Annotated in this window: 29 protein-coding genes; 4 read left to right on the top strand and 25 right to left on the bottom strand. The window is 45.8% G+C overall.

What is annotated here, in order from left to right; all coding sequences use genetic code 11:
* Positions 1 to 11: 11 nt before the first annotated feature.
* The 20 genes from JMN17_RS16545 to JMN17_RS16450 form a co-directional block, all read right to left on the bottom strand.
* Positions 12 to 458 (bottom strand): phage tail assembly chaperone, encoded by a 447-nt coding sequence (locus JMN17_RS16545; RefSeq protein ID WP_010330418.1) that lies wholly within the window; start codon positions 456 to 458, stop codon positions 12 to 14.
* Positions 459 to 549: 91 nt separating this feature from the next.
* Positions 550 to 993, bottom strand: coding sequence for a phage tail tube protein (locus JMN17_RS16540; protein WP_087990896.1), 444 nt, complete (start codon positions 991 to 993; stop codon positions 550 to 552).
* 1 nt (position 994) lies between these two features.
* Positions 995 to 2,395 (bottom strand): phage tail sheath family protein, encoded by a 1,401-nt coding sequence (locus JMN17_RS16535; RefSeq protein WP_202328558.1) that lies wholly within the window; start codon positions 2,393 to 2,395, stop codon positions 995 to 997.
* Positions 2,392 to 2,610, bottom strand: a complete 219-nt coding sequence (locus tag JMN17_RS16530; RefSeq protein WP_202328557.1) for a hypothetical protein — start codon at positions 2,608 to 2,610, stop codon at positions 2,392 to 2,394. Before JMN17_RS16530 ends, JMN17_RS16535 begins: the two co-directional genes overlap by 4 nt.
* A gap of 3 nt (positions 2,611 to 2,613) precedes the next feature.
* Positions 2,614 to 3,054, bottom strand: a complete 441-nt coding sequence (locus tag JMN17_RS16525) for a phage tail terminator family protein (protein ID WP_202328556.1) — start codon at positions 3,052 to 3,054, stop codon at positions 2,614 to 2,616.
* A 12-nt stretch (positions 3,055 to 3,066) separates the two neighbouring features.
* Positions 3,067 to 3,552: an HK97 gp10 family phage protein gene (locus tag JMN17_RS16520; protein WP_202328555.1), complete on the bottom strand. Its 486-nt coding sequence runs from the start codon at positions 3,550 to 3,552 to the stop codon at positions 3,067 to 3,069.
* Positions 3,549 to 3,905 carry a YqbH/XkdH family protein gene (locus JMN17_RS16515; RefSeq protein ID WP_202328554.1) on the bottom strand — a complete coding sequence of 119 codons (357 nt, stop codon included), beginning with the start codon at positions 3,903 to 3,905 and terminating at the stop codon, positions 3,549 to 3,551. Before JMN17_RS16515 ends, JMN17_RS16520 begins: the two co-directional genes overlap by 4 nt.
* Positions 3,902 to 4,285, bottom strand: coding sequence for a protein YqbG (gene yqbG, locus JMN17_RS16510; RefSeq protein ID WP_087990891.1), 384 nt, complete (start codon positions 4,283 to 4,285; stop codon positions 3,902 to 3,904). The genes JMN17_RS16515 and yqbG overlap by 4 nt, the downstream gene beginning before the upstream one ends.
* Before the next feature lie 21 nt (positions 4,286 to 4,306).
* Positions 4,307 to 5,242 (bottom strand): phage major capsid family protein, encoded by a 936-nt coding sequence (locus tag JMN17_RS16505; protein WP_087990890.1) that lies wholly within the window; start codon positions 5,240 to 5,242, stop codon positions 4,307 to 4,309.
* A 25-nt stretch (positions 5,243 to 5,267) separates the two neighbouring features.
* Positions 5,268 to 6,095, bottom strand: a complete 828-nt coding sequence (locus JMN17_RS16500) for an XkdF-like putative serine protease domain-containing protein (RefSeq protein ID WP_087990889.1) — start codon at positions 6,093 to 6,095, stop codon at positions 5,268 to 5,270.
* A gap of 19 nt (positions 6,096 to 6,114) precedes the next feature.
* Positions 6,115 to 7,602, bottom strand: coding sequence for a phage portal protein (locus JMN17_RS16495; protein WP_202328634.1), 1,488 nt, complete (start codon positions 7,600 to 7,602; stop codon positions 6,115 to 6,117).
* Positions 7,603 to 7,605: 3 nt separating this feature from the next.
* Positions 7,606 to 8,907 (bottom strand): PBSX family phage terminase large subunit, encoded by a 1,302-nt coding sequence (locus JMN17_RS16490; protein WP_202328553.1) that lies wholly within the window; start codon positions 8,905 to 8,907, stop codon positions 7,606 to 7,608.
* Positions 8,904 to 9,701 carry a phage terminase small subunit gene (xtmA, locus tag JMN17_RS16485; RefSeq protein WP_202328552.1) on the bottom strand — a complete coding sequence of 266 codons (798 nt, stop codon included), beginning with the start codon at positions 9,699 to 9,701 and terminating at the stop codon, positions 8,904 to 8,906. The genes JMN17_RS16490 and xtmA overlap by 4 nt, the downstream gene beginning before the upstream one ends.
* 117 nt (positions 9,702 to 9,818) lie before the next feature.
* Positions 9,819 to 10,328 carry a sigma-70 family RNA polymerase sigma factor gene (locus tag JMN17_RS16480; RefSeq protein ID WP_202328551.1) on the bottom strand — a complete coding sequence of 170 codons (510 nt, stop codon included), beginning with the start codon at positions 10,326 to 10,328 and terminating at the stop codon, positions 9,819 to 9,821.
* A gap of 115 nt (positions 10,329 to 10,443) precedes the next feature.
* Positions 10,444 to 10,650, bottom strand: coding sequence for an XtrA/YqaO family protein (locus JMN17_RS16475; RefSeq protein WP_202328550.1), 207 nt, complete (start codon positions 10,648 to 10,650; stop codon positions 10,444 to 10,446).
* Positions 10,647 to 11,000: a phage portal protein gene (locus JMN17_RS16470; protein WP_202328549.1), complete on the bottom strand. Its 354-nt coding sequence runs from the start codon at positions 10,998 to 11,000 to the stop codon at positions 10,647 to 10,649. The genes JMN17_RS16475 and JMN17_RS16470 overlap by 4 nt, the downstream gene beginning before the upstream one ends.
* 84 nt (positions 11,001 to 11,084) lie before the next feature.
* Positions 11,085 to 11,252, bottom strand: a complete 168-nt coding sequence (locus JMN17_RS16465) for a hypothetical protein (RefSeq protein WP_087990884.1) — start codon at positions 11,250 to 11,252, stop codon at positions 11,085 to 11,087.
* Positions 11,252 to 12,052, bottom strand: coding sequence for an ATP-binding protein (locus JMN17_RS16460; RefSeq protein WP_202328548.1), 801 nt, complete (start codon positions 12,050 to 12,052; stop codon positions 11,252 to 11,254). Before JMN17_RS16460 ends, JMN17_RS16465 begins: the two co-directional genes overlap by 1 nt.
* Complete coding sequence (locus JMN17_RS16455) at positions 11,952 to 12,788, bottom strand: phage portal protein (RefSeq protein ID WP_202328547.1); 837 nt, start codon at positions 12,786 to 12,788, stop codon at positions 11,952 to 11,954. Before JMN17_RS16455 ends, JMN17_RS16460 begins: the two co-directional genes overlap by 101 nt.
* The gene (locus JMN17_RS16450; RefSeq protein ID WP_087990881.1) at positions 12,775 to 12,954 is read right to left on the bottom strand and encodes a hypothetical protein; all 180 of its coding nucleotides are present in this window, start codon (positions 12,952 to 12,954) and stop codon (positions 12,775 to 12,777) included. The genes JMN17_RS16455 and JMN17_RS16450 overlap by 14 nt, the downstream gene beginning before the upstream one ends.
* A 177-nt stretch (positions 12,955 to 13,131) precedes the next feature.
* Here JMN17_RS16450 and xre point away from each other — a divergent pair, with 177 nt between their 5' ends.
* Complete coding sequence (xre, locus tag JMN17_RS16445; RefSeq protein WP_087990880.1) at positions 13,132 to 13,473, top strand: HTH-type transcriptional regulator Xre; 342 nt, start codon at positions 13,132 to 13,134, stop codon at positions 13,471 to 13,473.
* Positions 13,474 to 13,634: 161 nt separating this feature from the next.
* Complete coding sequence (locus JMN17_RS16440; protein WP_087990879.1) at positions 13,635 to 14,231, top strand: ImmA/IrrE family metallo-endopeptidase; 597 nt, start codon at positions 13,635 to 13,637, stop codon at positions 14,229 to 14,231.
* Positions 14,232 to 14,281: 50 nt separating this feature from the next.
* On the opposite strand, the gene JMN17_RS16435 is transcribed toward JMN17_RS16440, so the two are convergent.
* Both JMN17_RS16435 and JMN17_RS16430 read right to left on the bottom strand, forming a co-directional pair.
* Positions 14,282 to 15,118 carry a manganese catalase family protein gene (locus JMN17_RS16435; protein ID WP_087990878.1) on the bottom strand — a complete coding sequence of 279 codons (837 nt, stop codon included), beginning with the start codon at positions 15,116 to 15,118 and terminating at the stop codon, positions 14,282 to 14,284.
* A gap of 76 nt (positions 15,119 to 15,194) precedes the next feature.
* Positions 15,195 to 15,797, bottom strand: a complete 603-nt coding sequence (locus tag JMN17_RS16430; protein ID WP_087990877.1) for a poly-gamma-glutamate hydrolase family protein — start codon at positions 15,795 to 15,797, stop codon at positions 15,195 to 15,197.
* Positions 15,798 to 15,902: 105 nt separating this feature from the next.
* On the opposite strand from JMN17_RS16430, the gene JMN17_RS16425 reads away from it, so the two are divergent.
* Positions 15,903 to 16,280 carry a PH domain-containing protein gene (locus JMN17_RS16425; protein WP_087990876.1) on the top strand — a complete coding sequence of 126 codons (378 nt, stop codon included), beginning with the start codon at positions 15,903 to 15,905 and terminating at the stop codon, positions 16,278 to 16,280.
* 34 nt (positions 16,281 to 16,314) lie between these two features.
* Here JMN17_RS16425 and JMN17_RS16420 read toward each other — a convergent pair whose 3' ends face one another.
* A complete protein-coding gene (locus JMN17_RS16420) occupies positions 16,315 to 17,268 on the bottom strand; it encodes an N-acetylmuramoyl-L-alanine amidase (protein WP_202328546.1) in 954 nt (317 codons plus the stop codon).
* Positions 17,269 to 17,393: 125 nt separating this feature from the next.
* Between JMN17_RS16420 and JMN17_RS16415 the strand changes: the two genes are divergently transcribed.
* On the top strand, positions 17,394 to 17,648 hold the full coding sequence (locus tag JMN17_RS16415) for a YciI family protein (RefSeq protein ID WP_087990874.1): 255 nt from the start codon (positions 17,394 to 17,396) through the stop codon (positions 17,646 to 17,648).
* 34 nt (positions 17,649 to 17,682) lie between these two features.
* Here JMN17_RS16415 and phrA read toward each other — a convergent pair whose 3' ends face one another.
* Together phrA and rapA are read right to left on the bottom strand one after the other, a co-directional pair.
* The gene (phrA, locus tag JMN17_RS16410; RefSeq protein WP_087990873.1) at positions 17,683 to 17,817 is read right to left on the bottom strand and encodes a phosphatase RapA inhibitor PhrA; all 135 of its coding nucleotides are present in this window, start codon (positions 17,815 to 17,817) and stop codon (positions 17,683 to 17,685) included.
* On the bottom strand, positions 17,807 to 18,943 hold the full coding sequence (rapA, locus tag JMN17_RS16405) for a response regulator aspartate phosphatase RapA (protein WP_087990872.1): 1,137 nt from the start codon (positions 18,941 to 18,943) through the stop codon (positions 17,807 to 17,809). The genes phrA and rapA overlap by 11 nt, the downstream gene beginning before the upstream one ends.
* Between the last annotated feature and the right edge of the window lie 125 nt (positions 18,944 to 19,068).

The following is a 19,068-nucleotide window of genomic DNA, read 5'->3' as shown; positions in this document are numbered from 1 at the left end:
CCCATCTTTTATTAGTTTTTTGCTTCTTCTTCCAGATCCTCTAATTCATCTTCAAAACCATTAATCTCAATCGCTTTGTTTAACCAGTTTGCGTATTCGCCTCCGACTGAGAGGACGCGTTTCGCAACTTCTACCGGGTCGGCCGTTTTGTATGCTTCTCGAAGATCTTTTGAACGGAAGTCCGGATAAACGGTTGATTCAACTGCGATTCGGGCATAAAAGCGCTGGCTGTCTAAATCTTTAACACGGCCTCTGCCTTTGACATTTTTATACGTTGTTGTTTCTTTCTCCAGTTCATCAATACGCTCTGTCGTGATCGCTTTAAAAACAAATGGCACGATGTTCCCTTTTTTATCAACAAAACGCTTTGAGATCGGCACTTTGATTTCCTCAGCTTCAATTGTTTTTCCCGGCATAAAAAAGGAAAGATCATATACGTTTTCGTTCTTCTCGCTCATGTAAAAAACTCCCTTATCTTTTGATTGATTTCATCGTGTGAAAAAACAGACCTTTCTGAGAAAGGCCTGCGTATGGCTGGTTCAGCTTTGATTAAAACGTGTCGGAAAGCTTTTCAGGCACGTCGAAGTCTTCGAATGTAAATGGAACTTCTTCCTCTAATGCTTCAGAATCGACATCAAGGCTTGCGATTTTGGCAGAGTCGAAGTTGACGTCGTACAGGGTGACTCGCTCTGTGCCTCGTCCGGAGGATTGATCATCCAGGACAGCTTGGAGTGTGAAGTAAGGATCGTTGCCTTTTTTGACATAGTCCATCATCAGGAGCACGAATTTTGATGTGACTTTATAGAACGTCGCTGTTCCAGTTCCATTTGCCCCTGTTGTTTTATGGCCTGTCATGCGGCGGCCCATAATGTTTACTTCTGACTTGTTTTTCTCGACGTTTGCTTCAAATGTTTTGATGTGCGCCATTTCTTCGCCATCAAGAAATAAGCGTCCTTCTTTTCCTGAGATAGTATTTTGCGCTTTTAATGCCATATTAGTTTACCTCCACATTAAAGTAGAATTTTTCTGCTGCGTCGACAGGCTGGACAGCCAGATCAATCAAGAAGCCGTCACGGTCTTCATTCATTGAAATTGTGATATCTTCATCAGAATCAAAGCCAGTGATGCCGCCCGCATCCTGAAGCGTTGTCATGTATTGCGTGATCATCGTTTTTACATACTGAAGCCCGTCTTCAGACGCCGGGATATCGCTTCCGCTGCCTTTTCTTGATTTGATTAAGGTCTTCAGCTCGCGTGTTAAATCATTATTCACAGCGTCAAGGACACGAACGATTTTGTTTTTCGCAAACTTTTTGTTTTTCTCGGCTGTGAACGTAACGAGTGAGTTAATGTCTTTTTCTACACTGACGGATTTATCGCGGGCGTCGAATGTGAATAAAAATTCGCCTTTGCCCAAACGTTCAACAATCGCATCGTGGTCAAGGCGTTGTAACACATCAACGGCGCCTTCGTACTCTACAAATGTCAGTGATTGGTTAAAGGTAGCTCCTGCGCTTGCCCCAGCTACCCAAGCCGTTGCTTTGTCAGGCGTAACTTCTGTGCCATCTTCCAGCAGCACACCTTCTGTTACGTTGATGATCCCTTCATAATCACCGGCATAATTAGCTGTGACCCCTTGCACTTTTTGTCCTTGGCCGTCGCGCAGGCGCTTAATGAAAGCAGCAAACGTCGCCTTCAGCTGATCCCCTTCCGCAACAGGCAGCACAATCACATCAAAGCTCTCCGTTTCAGCCGCGGCTAAAAAATCTGTATAGTCGGAGTTGACAGGTGTTTGATCCGTACCGCCGGACAAACGGATTCCCGCAGATGCATTCAGTGTCTCAGCTCCAGTGTCACCTTCTGAACCAGTGAGCGGAATTGTCGAAGAAAGATCGCCTGTTCCGGTAAAGGTGACATAGCCGTTAGCTGTTAATTCTTCAGCCTTTTTGACGGTTTGTTTATCAACCTCTGATTCATCCATATACGTTGTCACATCAAAAGAAGCAGCATCCAGCACATTTGGGTTAATGCGGATGATAATGTCATTTCCTTTTGATCCGCCATATACAGCTGTCGCTTTGACGCCTTCAGCAATATCAGCAGATGCTCGGACACCTTCGGATAGACGGTACATCAATACCGTTTGCGCATTTTTCTTTGCTTCACGCAAAAGCAATAAAGACGGGTCATCAATGCTGAGGCCCACTTTTTTGTTTAGATCCTCAACACTGGAAATGGAGACGAACGTTTTCGCTTCACCCCAGCTTGATGCAACCGGAAGTGCAACTGTCCCCCGCTCACCGAGCGACACCCGCTCCTGTGCTGTCGTTTTAAAGTTAAAATAAATGCCTGCACGTTCTTTTTCTTTGCCTGTTGTAAATGTTCCGCCATTCATGATGACATGACCTCCTTGGTTAGAAATGTTTGAATCAATTGATTGGCTTCTGATTTCGTCATATGTGTTTGATCCACGCCAAATAAAGCCCCCTGAAGGATATCCGGCTTAACGCCGAACAGCTCCTTCGCGTGCTTAATTAAATCCGCTGTATCAAAAAGAGCTTCCCGGCTCTCCGTATGTACAGCCTTCTTCTCTTGTTTGTTCTTTGCCACCGCTTATTTCACCCCGCTGTTCATGTCGATATCCTGTAAGACAGGCTGTTCTGTTTTGTGATAATAATATCGGCTGCTCCACCTGATCACCATGACCGCCTCGCCCCTGTCTCCTACCCTTGTCTCGATTCGGGTAATGCGAACCATATCCCGCGTCTTCTCACCGGATTCATTAAGCAGCGGAACCATGTTTCTCGCTTCTCTAATGGCATCCGCGAGCCTGTCCGCTTCATCAAGCGCCTGAACAGAGTCAAGATGAAACAGCTTCACATTGAGACTGTAGGTTTTTTTAAATGTGGAGACTGTATCTGTTTCCTCAAAAACAGATGGCGTTGGGACGTATAACGACGGCACCTGAAACTGATCAGGCAGCTCGCGTTCATATATGGGAACAGACCACCGGCTGTATAAAAACGCCATGATCGATCCTGTTTCGCTGTTCATCCTGCTCCTCCTTTACAGCTTCTTCAGCCACTGGCGCCATTTGCTTTCCAGCGATGTTTCAAACAGCTGTTCATATAAAAGCAGCGCATGATCCCAGTAGCTCGTGCCCGGGATCCATTTTCTCTTGAGCGCCATTCCCGTTGAAGCCGCGGGATCGTAAATAAACCGCGAACCTTGGAAATGCCCTGGCACCCATCTGACATTTTCTTTTGACGTCCAATGGCCGTCATTCAGAAATGAAGCGTAATCAAGCTGTGTACCCACCTCAAGCGAAAGCCCTCCGCTTTGCGCAATCCAGAGATTGTCATCTGCGCCTTTCTCGAAGGAGCTGAGCAGTTTTTCTGTATCAATCGTTTGTGTGCTGATCAGTTCAGATTGAACGATCTCCAGAAAATCTTGCCCGCACTCCTCAAGCCAGCGGGACGCCTGACGTGAAAAGCCGCCTGATGCCGCTTTTTTTAATGATGTGTTTAGCTGTTTCAGCCCCGCTATTTTCATAGGCTTTCATCCCTGACCGCGATGACTTCCCAATGATGATGTCTGATCCTTTTCGGCAGCTTTAGTATATATTGATGATTCTCCCAAATGATTTTATCGTTCACGCGGATGTCCGCTGACAACGGAAAATGGACGAGAAAGCTGTGATATACAGTTTGATCCGGCTCTTTCTGGATCAGCTGCTGCGTTTTTTCGGTAAAATAGCAAGGGACATCTTGTTCATCGGGTGAGTCCGGATACAAAATCACTGGCTGAAGCTTATCCGCCGGAATCCCGAATCGGCCTGCAGACGGCGCTTGCACCGCTTCATGATAAATGGCACAGCGGTGAATGAGCATGTGCTGATAGCTCATAAAGACCTCACCTTCAGTCTGGAGGACTCAGGGACGTAACCCGGCGCGATAAACGCTTCGAGCAAATGATATACCTCCGGCCGCTGAATGCCGCCGTCTCCGGAAAACGTGTAGGAATAATCCCCCATTTTTTCAGACTGATAGCTTGATGAGGCTGATTCATCGCTGTTTACAAGCGCAAAATATTGGGCAAGCTTCAGCAAAGCCAGTTTCGCTTTATCGGGCAGCGGGTCATAAACGCTGTCTTCAAAGCGGTGGCCCGTGATGAGAGCCGCTTCCGCTTCCGCCTCGATAATATCCTGCGCCAGCAGTTCTTCCGGCCTGTTTTTCACTCGATCAAAGACCGAATAGGAGGCTACGTCAGTCGGTTCAATGAGCATGAGCTGACCACCCCGTTTCTATTATTCTTTTACGTTAATTAATTTCGCGCAGGCATCCTCTTCCTCGAACTTGCTGTCCAGCTTGGCCGTTAAGACAATAATGAATTTACGGGAGCGGATGTCTTTGTCGACTTCAATTCGGATATTGCGAGAGAAGCCAAGAATGATATTTTTCGGATGTGTGAGAATGATATCGGAAGCGTCATATTGCGCATCTCCCTCACCGACTGTGTACGGCTGCATATTGGATACCCCTTTAACCGGTACGCCGAATGCAGTTGACAAGCCGCCCTGAACAGCCTGGTCCCCTAAGTTTGTCTGGCGGTCTGCTACGCGGTCCTTCCATTCAACTTCTAAGCCGTGAGATGTATAGAATCTGAATTCCTGAGGGATGCGCAAATATTTCGCCGGAACAGCCTTTAAGCCTTTCTTGAATGTCGCTCTGGACAGTTCTTCACCGTTCATATCAACGATGTGGGACACCGCTTGTTTGCGAATGCCGTCCAGCTGTGCCAAATACGGATCCGCTGATGCTGTATCGCCGTTTACAATCAGCTCTTCAATATCTACTGCCGCGCGCTCTGCTAAAATCTTCATGATCGTCTGCTGCAGGCCGTCTTTTTCAATATTGTTTTCCAGTGTGTCATACGTAATGTTGATTTCCGCAATGACTTCCTTCGTGTTCAGCTGGACAGTGCTAGTCGTTGGAACAGTCAGCTCGTCGTTTGACAGTGCTTTTCCTTCTTGAGCCGCCCGCAAAATACGCTGGCCGAAGCCGATTTTCTCAAACTTTTGCGAGTCATTTTCCATTTGAATCACACGGGATTCACTGAAAATGGTCGGCGTGTTTTGCACCATGCGGATAAAAGCCGATGCTTGCGCGGGGTTCATAAGTCCGCCGCTTTTTAAAGCAGAAAGCGACATTTCCGCTTTCCGAATGATCTCTTGATTTCTCAATTGATTTCCTCCTCTTTGACTGGTTTTACAACAGTCCGCTCCAGATTGATTTTTTAACTTGCTCTGTATTGCCGCCCGCATCGTCCGCTGTCTGCTTAGATGCGCCTCGCGCTTTTTCCAAAGCCTCGATTCGTTCAATCAGCGGGGCGAGCATCTCTTCAACGACTTTTTTCAGGCGCTCGTCATCACCCGTCTGCTCCGGATTTCCCTCCGTGTCTGTGTTTTTTTCAATCCGCTCAAGCCGTTTAAGCAAAGGGTAAAGCGCATGCTCGAATGATTCTTTCATGTCTTCTTTTCTCATTTCTTCAGTCTCCTTTCCTGTTTTGTCAGCCAGCATCTGCTTGAATACACTGAAGAATCCCGCTTTTTCAACCGGCTCTTCCTCATACACATCAGCAGTGCCCGCCATGCTGTAGCCGGTGATGATTCCAGCCTTAATCTGTTCCCACACCTCGTCAGACGCTCTCGTCACGAGCACCCACGAGCCCTTTGTAATCTGCTTTGACCCGATCATAAAATCATCGGGCGCCACATATGACTCGACCACGACGCCGGTTCCGCCCTCAAAGCTGTGATTGATGTCAATCTCCCGTGCCTCCGCGAGAAAGCCATGCGCCGCTTTTTCAATTTCCTCGGCGGTCATATAATCGCCGTGGGCGTCAGGAACATCTGGCTCATACACGATTCCGTACACAAGCTTTTGTTCATCCTGCTCACTTTTTGTAAACAGCTGAACCTTTTTTTCAAATGACGGAGGTCCGGCTGACTTCGTAAAGAAAAATTCTGTCTGGTTAGCCGCCTTGTCCACATAGCTGACAAAGCTGATTTTGGCATTTTTTAATTCCCGCGCCACCTGCTTGATTCACCTCCCTTCAGGACGTTTTGATCTCTTCGATGCTTTCTTTCAGCTCCTGCATGAGCGCAGTCAAGTTTGTCTTTTCCGCATCCTGTCCTGCAGGCCGTTTATACATTTCCTCAGGCCACTCTTCCAGCGTTTTGCCAAGCACCCGTCCGGCAAGGTCGCGTAAATCATTCGGCGAGACGGCTCCCGCTGTAATAAAAGGACCGAGCACTTTCGCAATCTCGAGCGGATCACGAAAGTCCGGTCCTTTTAATGTCAGCCTGACGTCATGAATATTCAGCTCCGGCAAAAGCAGCGTGTTCAGTTTATTCACGAGCGTTTTCCTCTCCGGCTGAAAGACCTGTTCCTCCGTGATTTTTCGAGCTGTATCCGCTGTCGCCCGGTTGTATTCCTGCGCCTCGCCTGTATAAAGCGGCGGGAGGCGGAACGCCGAGCGCAGCTTATTTCTGCTTTTTTCATCGTACTCAAGAAACAAGGCGTCGTTTTGGAGAATTTCCGCCAAGGATTTGATTTCCACGGAAACCGGCGTAATGTCCTCGCCACCGTGCAGGTCCTTCTCTTTCGCGATTCCCTCCGCTTCAATCAGGAGAAATTTATGGGCATTTTCCACACCTTCAAGATCATTCATATACTCTTGCAGCTCACGATAAGAAGCTTCTGACAGCATCCCATTTTCCACTGTGATCGCAGCGGGTACGTGCCGTCCCTGTTTAAAATACATAAAATTGAGCTCTTCCGCTTTTCGCGCACCGTATAAATTGACGATATTGCCGACCCAGCGGGGCACCCCGTATACGCCGCTTCCGATTTTGAGGTGAATCGCTTCATTCGCTTGATGCTTCTCTGCCAATGTGTTTACATATTCACCCGTTCGCATGTCCATTTTTCGCGGATCGCCGTATTCCTTGAAAAATACTTTCTCTCCATTCATCATTTGCACATATTTTCGGAAGCGTTTTTGCCTTTTGATCCTTTTCATTTTCCCGTTTTCTTCATATACAAATGAGACCTCGACTGGCTCACCGGCTCCGCATACCCGCATATATTTCACATCTAAATATTCGATGCCGGCTGGTTTTCCCATTCCGTCGCGTAGCACTTCCATAAACCCGTTGCCTGTTTTTTCTCTGTCTTCAATGGCATAGCCTAAAATCATTTCGGCTGATTCGTCAAAGTGAAGACATTTATAAAAGGCTTCGAGTCTGGCCCATTCTTTTTCCGCTTTTTGCTTTTTCGTCTGATCCACGTCATTCGCATTGACATCAAACGTGTACTCAACATCAAAGCCAAAACCTGTAATATTCACCCTGTACGCATCAATGCATTGCTGAAGAATCGTCGAGTATTCAGCAATGGTTTTAAGCTCGATGATGTTGTAGGGCGGTGCGATAATATCCTCTCCATACAAATCAGAAAAGTCATCTTCATAGATTTGTTTTGTCTGAGGAGCGGCGGCATTGGCTTTGAATACAGTCGCTCTGACGGTTTGATTGTGCATCATTTATGACCTCCTCCTTTCCCGGTTCGGCCGGATTCGTTTGTGTGCTGTCTCTTTCATATCAGCAACTTCATAATCATCAAGCGCATACCAAATGGCAGACAGCGTATGCGGGTCAATTGTGAATTCATCCTCTATCAGCGCGCCGTTTTTGTCTTTTGCATACGTCAGCGTCTTCAGCTCATAGATGACATTTTCACAGCGGTCCGAACAGAAGATCTTTTTGAATCGTTTCACCTTTTTGGTGTATTGAAGCCTTGAGCCGGGAAACTTTCTGGCTCCGACCATTCGAAAGCCTTGCTGGCGGAAATATTGGATGCTTTTCGGCTCAGCGGAGTCGGCTTTGATCAATTCCTGTGTGTCAATAAACTCACGAAGCTCCTCAGCCGTCCTGTCATCTGTCATTTTGTTTTGATAATACTCCCAATAAATGTAGAGGTATTTTTTTTCAGGGTCGACTACAAGTCGGACAACAGCATTGTAGGATTCCTCGAACCCAAAATCCATGCCTGTGCGAAAAATTGGCTTGTCGATGGCTGCGATACGTTCTTTTACTCGGTCATGCGGAAGCACCTCAAACTGCGGCAGGACCCTGATCCCGTTGACGCCGAATCGGCCTTTGCGGGCAATCCGGTACAGGTCAGGATCATATGCCTTGAGTCCGTCAAGCTGATTCACATAGCTTTTCGGGAGAAAAAGATTGTCGTTTGCTGTGGAATGATGATAATACGTATCTCCCTTCACAATCGTCCGCTTTTCGTAAAGCTCGCTGTCATCCAGCACAAACCGTTTATTGCGTTCATCACGAAAAAAATGCCGGTACGTCCAATTGGAGGTGCCGACGGGATTGGTGGTGCAGATCATATGAAGCTTCAAGTCAGGGTGGCGAAGACGTCCGATTAATTCCTTAAAGCCTTCATACTTCACCTCTGAGCACTCTTCAATCCATATTAATGAAATGTTATGAACTGATTTTAATTTCGCAGGATTGTCCATTCCTTTGAACATGATCCGGCTGCCGTTTTGAAACCGCAGCTGCAGCGGGGAAGAAAGGGGTGCCACAGCCTTTGTGAGGCCGAGCTCTTCGACCACCTCTTGAAACAAGGCGAAGGTCGAATCCCGATGGGTATCGAACACCTCACGGATGACAAGCGCCGTCCGTTTTTCCTTCAGCAGCTTTAACACGATTTTCAATGCGGTATGGTAGCTTTTGGATGAGCCGTAGCCGCCGACGAGAAATTGGTACGTCTGCTCCCAATTGAACACGTAATCTTCGAAATGAGGGTTGATTTCTTTTACAATCATGGCTTGCCCTCTTTTCGTTTGATCATAATTTCAATCGGCGCTTGGCTGTCATCTGTTTTCTCCGCTTTTTGTTTGGCAAGTTTTAATTTCTCGTTTTCAATTTTTTGTTTAAATTGATCCGGAAACAAATCAAAATATAAGGACAGCTTTTCGAGCGCCTTCATTTTATCGGCGAGCTTGATGGCGATGCCTTCTTTGCCGAGCTTCGCTTCCGTCACAATGGTGCCGTCAACAAGCCCGGAATCTTTGACATCGACAAAGCTGATTTCCTTCATAATCGGATTATCATCTTCATCAAACAACGGCCCCGATTTCCCGACAGCCTGGACCTCTTTTTTTCCGAAAGTCACATAGTCCGTAATATCAGCAAACGCGATTTTAATGTAAACCTGCAGCACGTCCATCGCTTCAATAAACATTTCATTGACCATTTCTTTTTTAACGCGTCTGATTTCAGCAGCGACCTTTTCATTCTTTAACAGCCGGCTGCCCGTCACATGGGCGCTGTCCGGAGAATAGCCCGCTTTGATTGCTGACTGTGTGGCATTGAAGCTTTTGACGTAATACAGGCAAAACAGCCGCTGCCGTTCATTTAATTCTTCATTATCTATCCGGCGCTGTTTTTGTTCGTTTCTGGTTTCAGAAAACAAGGCCTCTTTCCATTTGTCTTGTTTTTTCCAGATGCCGATTGTTTTCGCGGAAACACCGATTGTATCCGCAATCGCCCGATTTGTGATCTTTCCTTGATGTTGTTGATAGATTGCTAATGCTTGTTCGCGCTGTTGTGTTTTCATGCTACGGCATCACCGCCACCTCCAGCATGGATGTCTATTCATAAAAGCGGCTGATCCTGCCAGCCGCTTATGTGTCATGCTCTATTCACTTATAGGTGGCAAACGTATGACAAGCTTTCAGGCAAGCGATCGATTTATTTCTTCCTGCTGTCTTTGCATCTTTACGATCGCCCGTTTAATGGTCGTTTGCACCGTTGATTTTTTCACGCCGAGAAGATCAGCAATCCGTTCGTAAGAAAAGCATTCTACCTTATGCAGCAAAAACATTTCTTTTTCTCTGTCCGTTAACAGGGATAACGCTTCTCGGATTCTCTCTCTGTCTTCTTCTGATACCTGTCCGTCCGGCTCAAACATCATAGCGCTGGAAAATGATTCGATGATTCTCGGATCTTTGATCATCAGCCGCTGGTACGCATCACGTCGGTCAATCGCCCGTCTGATGCCGGGCTGTCTTCCTTTTTCAAGCCATTCTGTTACATATTCCAGATCAGTAATCATGTTTCTGATGATTTTTTTATCCTTCAGCTCTTCAGCTGAGAGTATGGATTCATCTGCTTCTGCGAGCAGTTTATATTGTGTTCTTGTTTGTTTGAGCGTGCGTTTATATTCAAATAGTAAGTCTTGCATTCTATGATCCTCCTTATTTTGGAACAAAAAAAACGGACACCAATCAACGCACAAATGCTGTGCAAGTTGATCAGTGTCCGCAGGCTTTCCGTCTTGGACGTATTCTTTTTTCGCTTTAATTTAATTTGTAGCCGATTTCAAATTCCACGCGGGCAAGGTCTCCCTTTCTCGTTTCGACAAGCGTTTTTCCATGCTCCGGCGCTTCTGTGATCCATGCTTCTTGCTTGATGCCGTCCACAATAATCACACGGATTTTTCCGTCCTCCAGCTGGCTCTCCAGCGTGATGGAATCAATATTTAATAGTTTTTTAGGATCTGTCATGTTTCTTTTCCTCCCTTTTGCGGTTTTTCCGCGCTTGTTTTGGCTTTTTCTAATAGCTGAATGATGCTCTCCTTTGAATGAACAGAATTTCCTTTCAGAAAATCAAGAGCTGCTTTAGACGCTTCCAGCAGTTCAGGTGCTGCCGCCATCAAAGCAGCATTGTTTTTTTGCGAATATGAGCTGAGGTCAAATACAGCGGCAATCAGCCTCCCGTTTGAATATGGGAACCTTTCTTTTTCTTCTTCGCTGTAAGCTGAATAAATATAGATCGGTTTCGTATCCCCGCACGGGACGGCACGCCACGGTGCAGGGCTTTTCTCTGCCTGTTTCGTTTTTACCAACACTTTCACTTCCCGTCATCCTTATACCATTGTTCAATGTTTTTTTCCGTTCGCTTCGCACGAATCAGCAAAGCAATTAAAGCGGTCAGTTTTTTAATCATGGACATTCAGCCTCGCTTTTCCCGCTGTCAGCATTTCCTCCAGCTTTTGAATGACCGGCGTTAAATCAGTGCCGGATCGGCAGTTCGGACATGGATGAAAAACGGCTCCAATTTCGGTATGCTCCACAATGACTTTTTTTGTTTGACAAAGTTTGCACATTATCTGATCCCCTCCAATCTATGGTTCAGCTCGCAGGCAGCTCCTTTGATAATCACTAAATAGTCACTGCACATTTCGTAGATTCTCGTGCCGAGCGCTTCATCGACCCGGACAAGGGTTTCAATCGTCAGCTCGCTCGAAAGCAAAAGCGGTTTATGATTTAAGTAGCGGTAGTTAAGTACCGAATACATTTGCTCTAATTGCCAATCTGTGGCGCGGGGTTTGCCATTAACCGGTTTAAACAAGTCATCGATGAATAGCACATCTGCCTGCTTCATCCGGTTCAGCTTCGCTTCCAATAGATCAAAGTCATTTTTCAGATCGGTAAAGCCCTCCACATACGGAAAATAAATGACCGGCACATGTCGTGTTTTCATCAAATCATTGGCAGCAGCGGTCAAAAGGTGTGTCTTCCCTGATCCAGGCTGTCCTAAAAGGGCGATGCTGTTTTTCCGGTTTTCCTTGATTTGTTCATAATCCGCCACATACTCTTTTGTGCATTCAAACGCGTCTTGTATGGCCTGCGGCTTTCCCTCAATGCAGAACTCTTTGAAGTCCAGCTGTCTGAAGGCAGGGGTAATCTCACTAGCACCGAGCAGCCGCTTCACTTTTCGTTCTGCCATACAGCTGCACATCGTCCATACTTCCAGATCGTTCTGCCGGATGAGATAGCCTCCCTGATCCTTGCATTGCGGGCAATCATAGCGGCTTGCGTCTGATTCGGCCGGTTTGTCCGCCAGTAATGGACGTCTCCCTCTTCTCAGCTCGTCCAAAATCTGCTCGATTGTTCGTTTTGTCATGTCTTTCCATCCTCTCATGTTGAATTGCGCCATTCTTTTTGGCCTGCTGCGCGAAAAATCGGTCTTCAATGAATTTCGAGCAATAGCGAAAGGCCTTGATTGTTTCTGAAGCGGTGGTCCGCCGGTTTTCAAAGGCTTGAAAGCATTCCTCAAGCCATTTGATTGTTTGCGTTACTGGAACGCCCACGGCGACAATACGGGCGATGGCTTGATAATCTCTGGAGGAAGGATACACGGTGCGTCCTTCTTGAGCCGACCGTAATTGTGTAAACCGCTTCGCAATATGATCCACTGCATCATCAGCAGCAGTATTTATGTTTGTTTTATCTTTATCTGAGCGGACGTCTGTGTCCGGTGCCCGCGGCGAAAATGTCCGTTCCGTTATACCCCGGTGTACAGTTTTGTCCGATCTGAAGCTGAATTTTTTGGAATGCTTTACCGAAATCACCAGTCCGTACGGCGCGCGGACAGCCTTTATGTACTCATGCATTTCGAGGAGCTCCAGCCATCTTCTGACGGTTTTTTCACTGATACCGAATACAGCTGCCATCTCTCTCGCTTTTAACGGCTTATGGCCAAGCACAGCTCCCCAGCTTACACCGTCTTTTTCAATTTCTTTTGTTGTTGAGCTGATGAACCAGAGAAACAGCCATAGCGCCGGACCCAATTTGTCATAATGTTCTGAATTCAAAAGCCCTGAATACACAGGAAAAGGATAGCTTTTATCGGTTTGCATTGTACGGAGCTTCTCCTTTTAACAACATGTATGTTTGAAACTGCTCTTGTGTTTCAAAGTGGAATACCGGATGGCCGCACGCCGTAAACGAAATGGTGCCGCCGGATTGTCCGAGATGGCGCTGATCTATGGGGTTTTCACTAAAAACAATTTGGATGGGATACATATGATCACTCTCCTGACATGTTTTCGATACATTTCGTATCAACTGTTACCAAGTATAAACGATACATTATGTATCATCAAGTTATTTTTGATACTTTTTTTATCATAACTTTATTTTGATACAAATTGTATCTATAATCATAAGTAACTTAGGGAGTTAAAAAAGAGAGGTCATAGCATGATAGGCGGCAGATTGAAGAGTCTCAGAGGGAAAAGGACACAGGAAGAAATCGCATCACACATCGGTGTGTCACGGGCACGATATTCCCATTATGAAAACGGGCGGAGCGAACCTGATTACGACACACTGCAAAAGCTGGCTGATTACTTTCAAGTAACGGCTGATTACTTATTAACAGGGAAAGACAAAAAATCCGACGACGATATGTTCTCAGATCCGGACTTGCAGCTCGCATACCGTGATATGCAGGATTTTTCCCCAGAAAGCAAACAGCAGGCCATCGAATTTATCAACTATTTAAAAGAAAAAGAGAAAAACCGAAAACCGAAAAATAAATAAATCTTTCTCTGTTCTCTAAAACATATAAAGAATAGACCGATATAAAGAAAAAACTGTTTATTTTTTTTAGAAAAGGGAAAGATTTCTACACACTTTCCAGTCCTATACGGGCTTTTCTTTCTCGCTAAAAACAGAACACATGTTCGAAAGGGAGTATTCAATTGGGCGATTACTTATCACATCTGGAGGAATACGTAAAAAATATATACAGCCGGCTGGGCGTCACCTCCCCCCATCACATTGACATGCTGAAAATCGCAAAGGACCTTGATATTTGGGTTCATTTTGAGGATATGGGGAGCATGATGGTCAAATACGACGGCATGTACAGTATTGTATTGAACCAGAGAAAATCACCGGAAGAGCAATGGGAGGATTTCGGCCATGAACTGTGCCACGTGTTAAAGCATGCAGGCAATCATTTTCACATGAACAAGCTATTCAGGGAATTGCAGGAATTTCAGGCGAATCAATTTATGTACCACTTCTGTGTGCCAACCTTTATGCTGTTGCAGATGGAACTGCCGCAATGGAGAAGCCAGGCGCTCGCTACAATCGCGGCGGTATTCCGGGTAACAAAGGAATTTGCGGAAAAAAGGCTTGAAATGTTTGAACGGCGTAAAGCAGGTATTCAATTTCAGAAGCGGCTCGCTTACTTATTATCGAACAAGCGGCCAAATGCGTACGAGGAAGACGATCAGCAGCACTTGCAGGTCGCCGAAGAAAAAGCGTTATATCATATCGGCAATAACAGATAAGCAAAAACGAACTGGGAACAGAACTCCTCTATCTCAGCCCGGCAGAGAAACTAACATTTCGACATTGGGGGAATGGTATCATGCACCCACATAGGCGCCGGTTTAAGATGAGGCGCAGGCCCGAACGCAATCGGGGCCGGAATATATCTAAACTCGCCCCGGCCGTCAAAGGCTTCGCCATGAGCCCATCTTCCTTGTGAGCTTTCATCCCCTCTGGAAAAGTTAAACAGGTCATAAGCGACTTCCCGTTTTTCGAGTTCACGCGGGAACGTCGTTGGAACGACAATATCCCGTTCTCTTTCTTCGAGCTCTTTAATGGCCGCATACCACATATTTTGATGATAAGTATCCCTTGCAATTAAAAATGACAGCATATCTCTTACGCCAGGATCATCCGTCATCGCATAGAGCCGGGTTACCTGAAGGCGCCCTTGAGATTCCGCATTTAAGTTTGCGCGAAAATCCGCCAGCAAATTCCCGCTTGAAATAATGTATTTGGCATTCCATGGATATCCTTCACTGTCAGCCGCCATCGCGCCTAAACCTGCGACAATGGCGTGCTGCGGATTCATGCCTGACATCACAGCCGCAACAGCCGGATCACTCTTATAAGCATCCTCCTGCACATCAGCCGGCGCATGATCCAGAAGCCTGGAAATCATTGTCGCCAGCATTTCCACATGGGCAATCTCTTCCGTTCCGATATCACAAAGCAAGTCTTTATATTTCGCATCAGCGCGGCAGTTAAACCCTTGGAACAAATATTGCATCATGACACTGATCTCGCCAAATTGGCCGCCCAGCACCTCTTGGAGCTTTTTCGCATAAACAGGATCGGGATGAGCCGGCTTTGCTTGATATTGAAGCTCTTTAATATGATAAAACATTGATTCATTCCTCCCTACACTTTCGCACAACCTCAGCGTATGAAGGAATAGGCGGATCGTGCAGGTCCCGCTTCAATCAATCATAAAAACCAAGCTTAACAGCTTCCACATATCGACAAAATAAATCGTTTTGTTTGTAACCTTCATCACGGCAGCCAAAATTGCGGAACAACGCGTTTCGCTGTGCCGTGCTTACTTCCAATTGCAGTCCCATTTTCCTTTTGGTCCGATTGACAATATTGTTCGGATGCACACCTGCCAGCCGGTCTTTCTCACTCGTAAGCTCGGCACTGAAGCCCGCTTCATTCAGTCGCTCACAAATGCGCCTGGCTTTTTTACGATCCGCGCCACCGACCAATGTATGCGGAGTTTTTGGATCATGATACCCATGAAATGCTAATGCGCAGTGGTGGGCGTTCACTTTTTCTAAAGCCAGCGGCTCGTCAAACCGAGTGCTTGTCAGGTGTAAGGAACGGTTGTTTCGCTGCTTCACACCTTCAAACAAATAAATGGAACATTGATCGGAAAATGCCCGCACCAGCTCACTGACGCCGGGCTCAATTCTTCCGCCGTGAGGACCGAGAACAATCAGCTCACTCCCGTTTTTCTCTTCGTAAATTATCCGGTACTCTGATTCAGATGCAGAAAGGGCTGCAAAGCTGTCATACCTATCTTTCATTTTGAACGCTCTCCTTTGCCAGTCAGCACCAGTTTACTCTACTCATCTATGAATGAAAACCTTTTTATAGTATGATTTGATAGACTACATATCAGGAGGTATATGATGGGATTTATTGATGGATTACTTGGCAATGCGTCAACACTGTCTACAGCTGAGGCAAAAGAAGAGCTGGCTCGCATTTTACTGGAAGGTGAAAATGTTGATGCCGCGTTTAAGTTGGTTCGAGATGTCATTGTCTTTACTGATAAGCGGCTTATTCTTGTAGATAAGCAGGGAATCACAGGTAAAAAAACGGAATTTCAATCGATTCCGTATAAAAGCATTTCCAGATTCAGCGTGGAAACCGCCGGCCGCTTTGACCTAGATTCAGAATTGAAAATTTGGATTTCCGGCGCGGAACTTCCCGCTGTCTCAAAACAGTTTAAAAAAGATGAAAGCATTTATGATATTCAAAAAGTTCTTGCAGCAGTTTGTATGTAAAATGAAAACGGAAGCTGCCGCTTCCGTTTATTGATTACAGCTTTTCCTTTATTTTCGCTTTCGTTTTCGGACCATAAATTCCATCGGCCGTTAATCCGCTGACAGACTGAAAACGTTTCACGGCATTTGCTGTTTTCGGGCCATAAACGCTGTCAACGCCGTGATTTTTCGCTCCTTTATCAGGATAAAAATAAAGGGCAGCTAAAGCAGTCTGCACCTGTTTTACGTTTGTCCCTTTCGTCAGCGGGCTTGTCACTTTGATCACTCCGGATGGGAGCGGGTATGAAGACGAGGCATGGCTTTTAGAAGCAGACACCGTTTGCGACAGTTTAATCATCTGACCGACTTGGATGTGATTCGGGTCAATAATATGATTTATGCTTTGCAGCGTTTTCACACTGACACCGTGCGATGCGGCAATACCCGACAGTGTGTCGCCTTTTTTCACATGGTATACAGACGCCGAAGAAGAGACTGAAGCCTTTTTCGCTGACACGCCTCCGTTTAATTCCTTTTCAATGGCTGCCTTCACTTGATCCCAGCGCCCGTCCGATAAAATGCGGTGCGGACAGTACTTTCCGCTCCAGTCCTGATGCTTTCTCACCCGATCGATTCCCCAGCCGCGCTCCTTTAAAAGCTGTGCGACAAATGAAATCGCCAAGGCTTCAGCTGCCTCGTACTTTGGACCTCCCGATTTACTGTAGCAAATCTCAACGCCAATCGATTTGCGGTTGCCTGTCCCGTTTGTGCCATCACCCGTGTGCCAGGCGTTTCGGTTAAGCGGCAGACCTTGAATCACCTCTTTATCATCCACCGCAAAATGGAAGCTTGTCGAGCTGGTGTTCCCAATCATATAACTGATTTCATTAGCCGCTGACGCATCGTTTGCCGTGTTGTGAATGGTAATGTATTCAGCGCACATCGCATTGGGGCACTTCAACGCGTATTTCGCCTCAGAAACCAAATTTTTCTTCACTTGAATGCTCACCCATCATCTCTCCTTTTTTTCTTTTTCATCAATAGGTGGCATTCGTAGGACGAAAAGCTCATTTCATCCGTCACCGCTATATGGATAATTGTGTTAAACTGAAATTCATTAGGAGGGGAATGATCATGCATACGTATTTAATGCTGACAACAAGAACAGATCAATTCAATCAGGAGCATGTGGCTGGACACTATGAGTTTTTGGACCGCTTACAGGCAGAAAAACGCATAAAAATGTTCGGGCCATTCAGCGATGCCACAGGCGGAGCCTACGTCATCGAAGCAGGTTCGCCGGAAGAGGCTGCGAAAATCGGACATGAAGATCCGCTGGTGGCAAGCGGATCTTCCGAGCTGACCATAAAAGAATGGAATCTGAAATAAAAAAGACCCCTTGGGGGGTCTTTTTTCGTCATCATCATGTTTGATTACGTGCCGCAACATGAAATGTTTTATCTTCTGTGTCTGCTGTTTCTCCCGGATGTACCATCACCTGAGTAAAGCTGAACCCGACCGCAACGAGCAACAAACCTGACATCCATTTAGATTTCATATAAACAATCTCCTCTCTGGATTTGTTTTTGTGCGTGCACCATTTTCTCATAAAACGAAAGTGCTTTTTCGGGCTGTCCGTTTTCTATATAGAATTGGGCAGCATCATGCGCCAGCTCTTCAATATAAGGATACAGCATATGTTCTTCAAGAAATTGAAAGGTGTGTGAGACTGATTCTGTGTTTACGTTTTTTCCGTATAACGCATGTAAAAATTGAAAAAGCTCCACAAATAATTCATCACTGTATTGACGGGCGATTTCCAATCCTTCATGATACTTTTTTTGCGCTTCGGCTTCATTTTTTTGTTTATACAGAACCTGTGTTAAAGAGTAGATAGAATGCGGAAGATTATCGAACTTTTCCGACTTGCAAATAGAAACAGATTTCTCAAAGTATTCGGCTGCCTTTTGCAGTTCACCCATTTTCTCATAACAGTTTCCGAGATTGTACAGGGCAGAACTAATCAGGCGGGGATTGCCTTCTTTCTTTGCAAGATCTAAAGCCAGTTCTAAGTGGGGCAATGCTCTTTCTGGATACTGCATATCATCATAATTCCCTGCAATAACGAATTCACATTGGATTCTGCGGACGGTGTACGTTTCATACATTTGGTACGTTTCTAACGCCTGAACGGCGTAGCTCATCGAAACATAGGTTTGTTTTAAATTGTAAAAGATCTCGGCCATTTTAAAAGCGAACTCGGCTTTCTCAATATCATCCGAGACAAGGGCCAGATTCTTTTCCGCCCGTTTATAATACATCATGGCACTGACAAACATTTTCTGCTTAAATTCATACATTCCGCGAAAAAAATTAAAGTAATAATCGAGAAGCCCTGTCAGCTTGTACTGATTCCCCTCAATGTCTTCTAATAATTCTGAAAACTCAAGCTGCGACGTGTCCTCTCCAAAAGGCTTAATGTAATCCAGCATGACACGATGCCTGAAATCCATTAAAGAATAATACAGCAGCAAATCTTGGTCTTCTTCCATATCCTCGATTTCTCTTTCTACTTCGAGCTTGACCCGTTCGGCTTCAGCGACGTGAAACTGCCGGATATGGGTATACCATTCATTAATTTTAAGCCCGACATAAGAGGACGGAATCGTCTGCTTCATCCTCAATTGATCCCCCCTTTTAAGTTACCCGAGATATGTCATATTTTATCATATTTAATAGAAAAAGAAGAACGCAAAAAGACCGCAATTGTCAAATTTCGGCTAACCGCAACAAAAAAGCGCAGGTTTTT

Origin of the sequence: Bacillus sp. RHFS10, from assembly GCF_016757475.1 — a bacterium.
In the GTDB taxonomy this organism is placed as follows: domain Bacteria; phylum Bacillota; class Bacilli; order Bacillales; family Bacillaceae; genus Bacillus; species Bacillus subtilis_G.
This window is presented reverse-complemented; position numbering and strand designations above follow the sequence as displayed.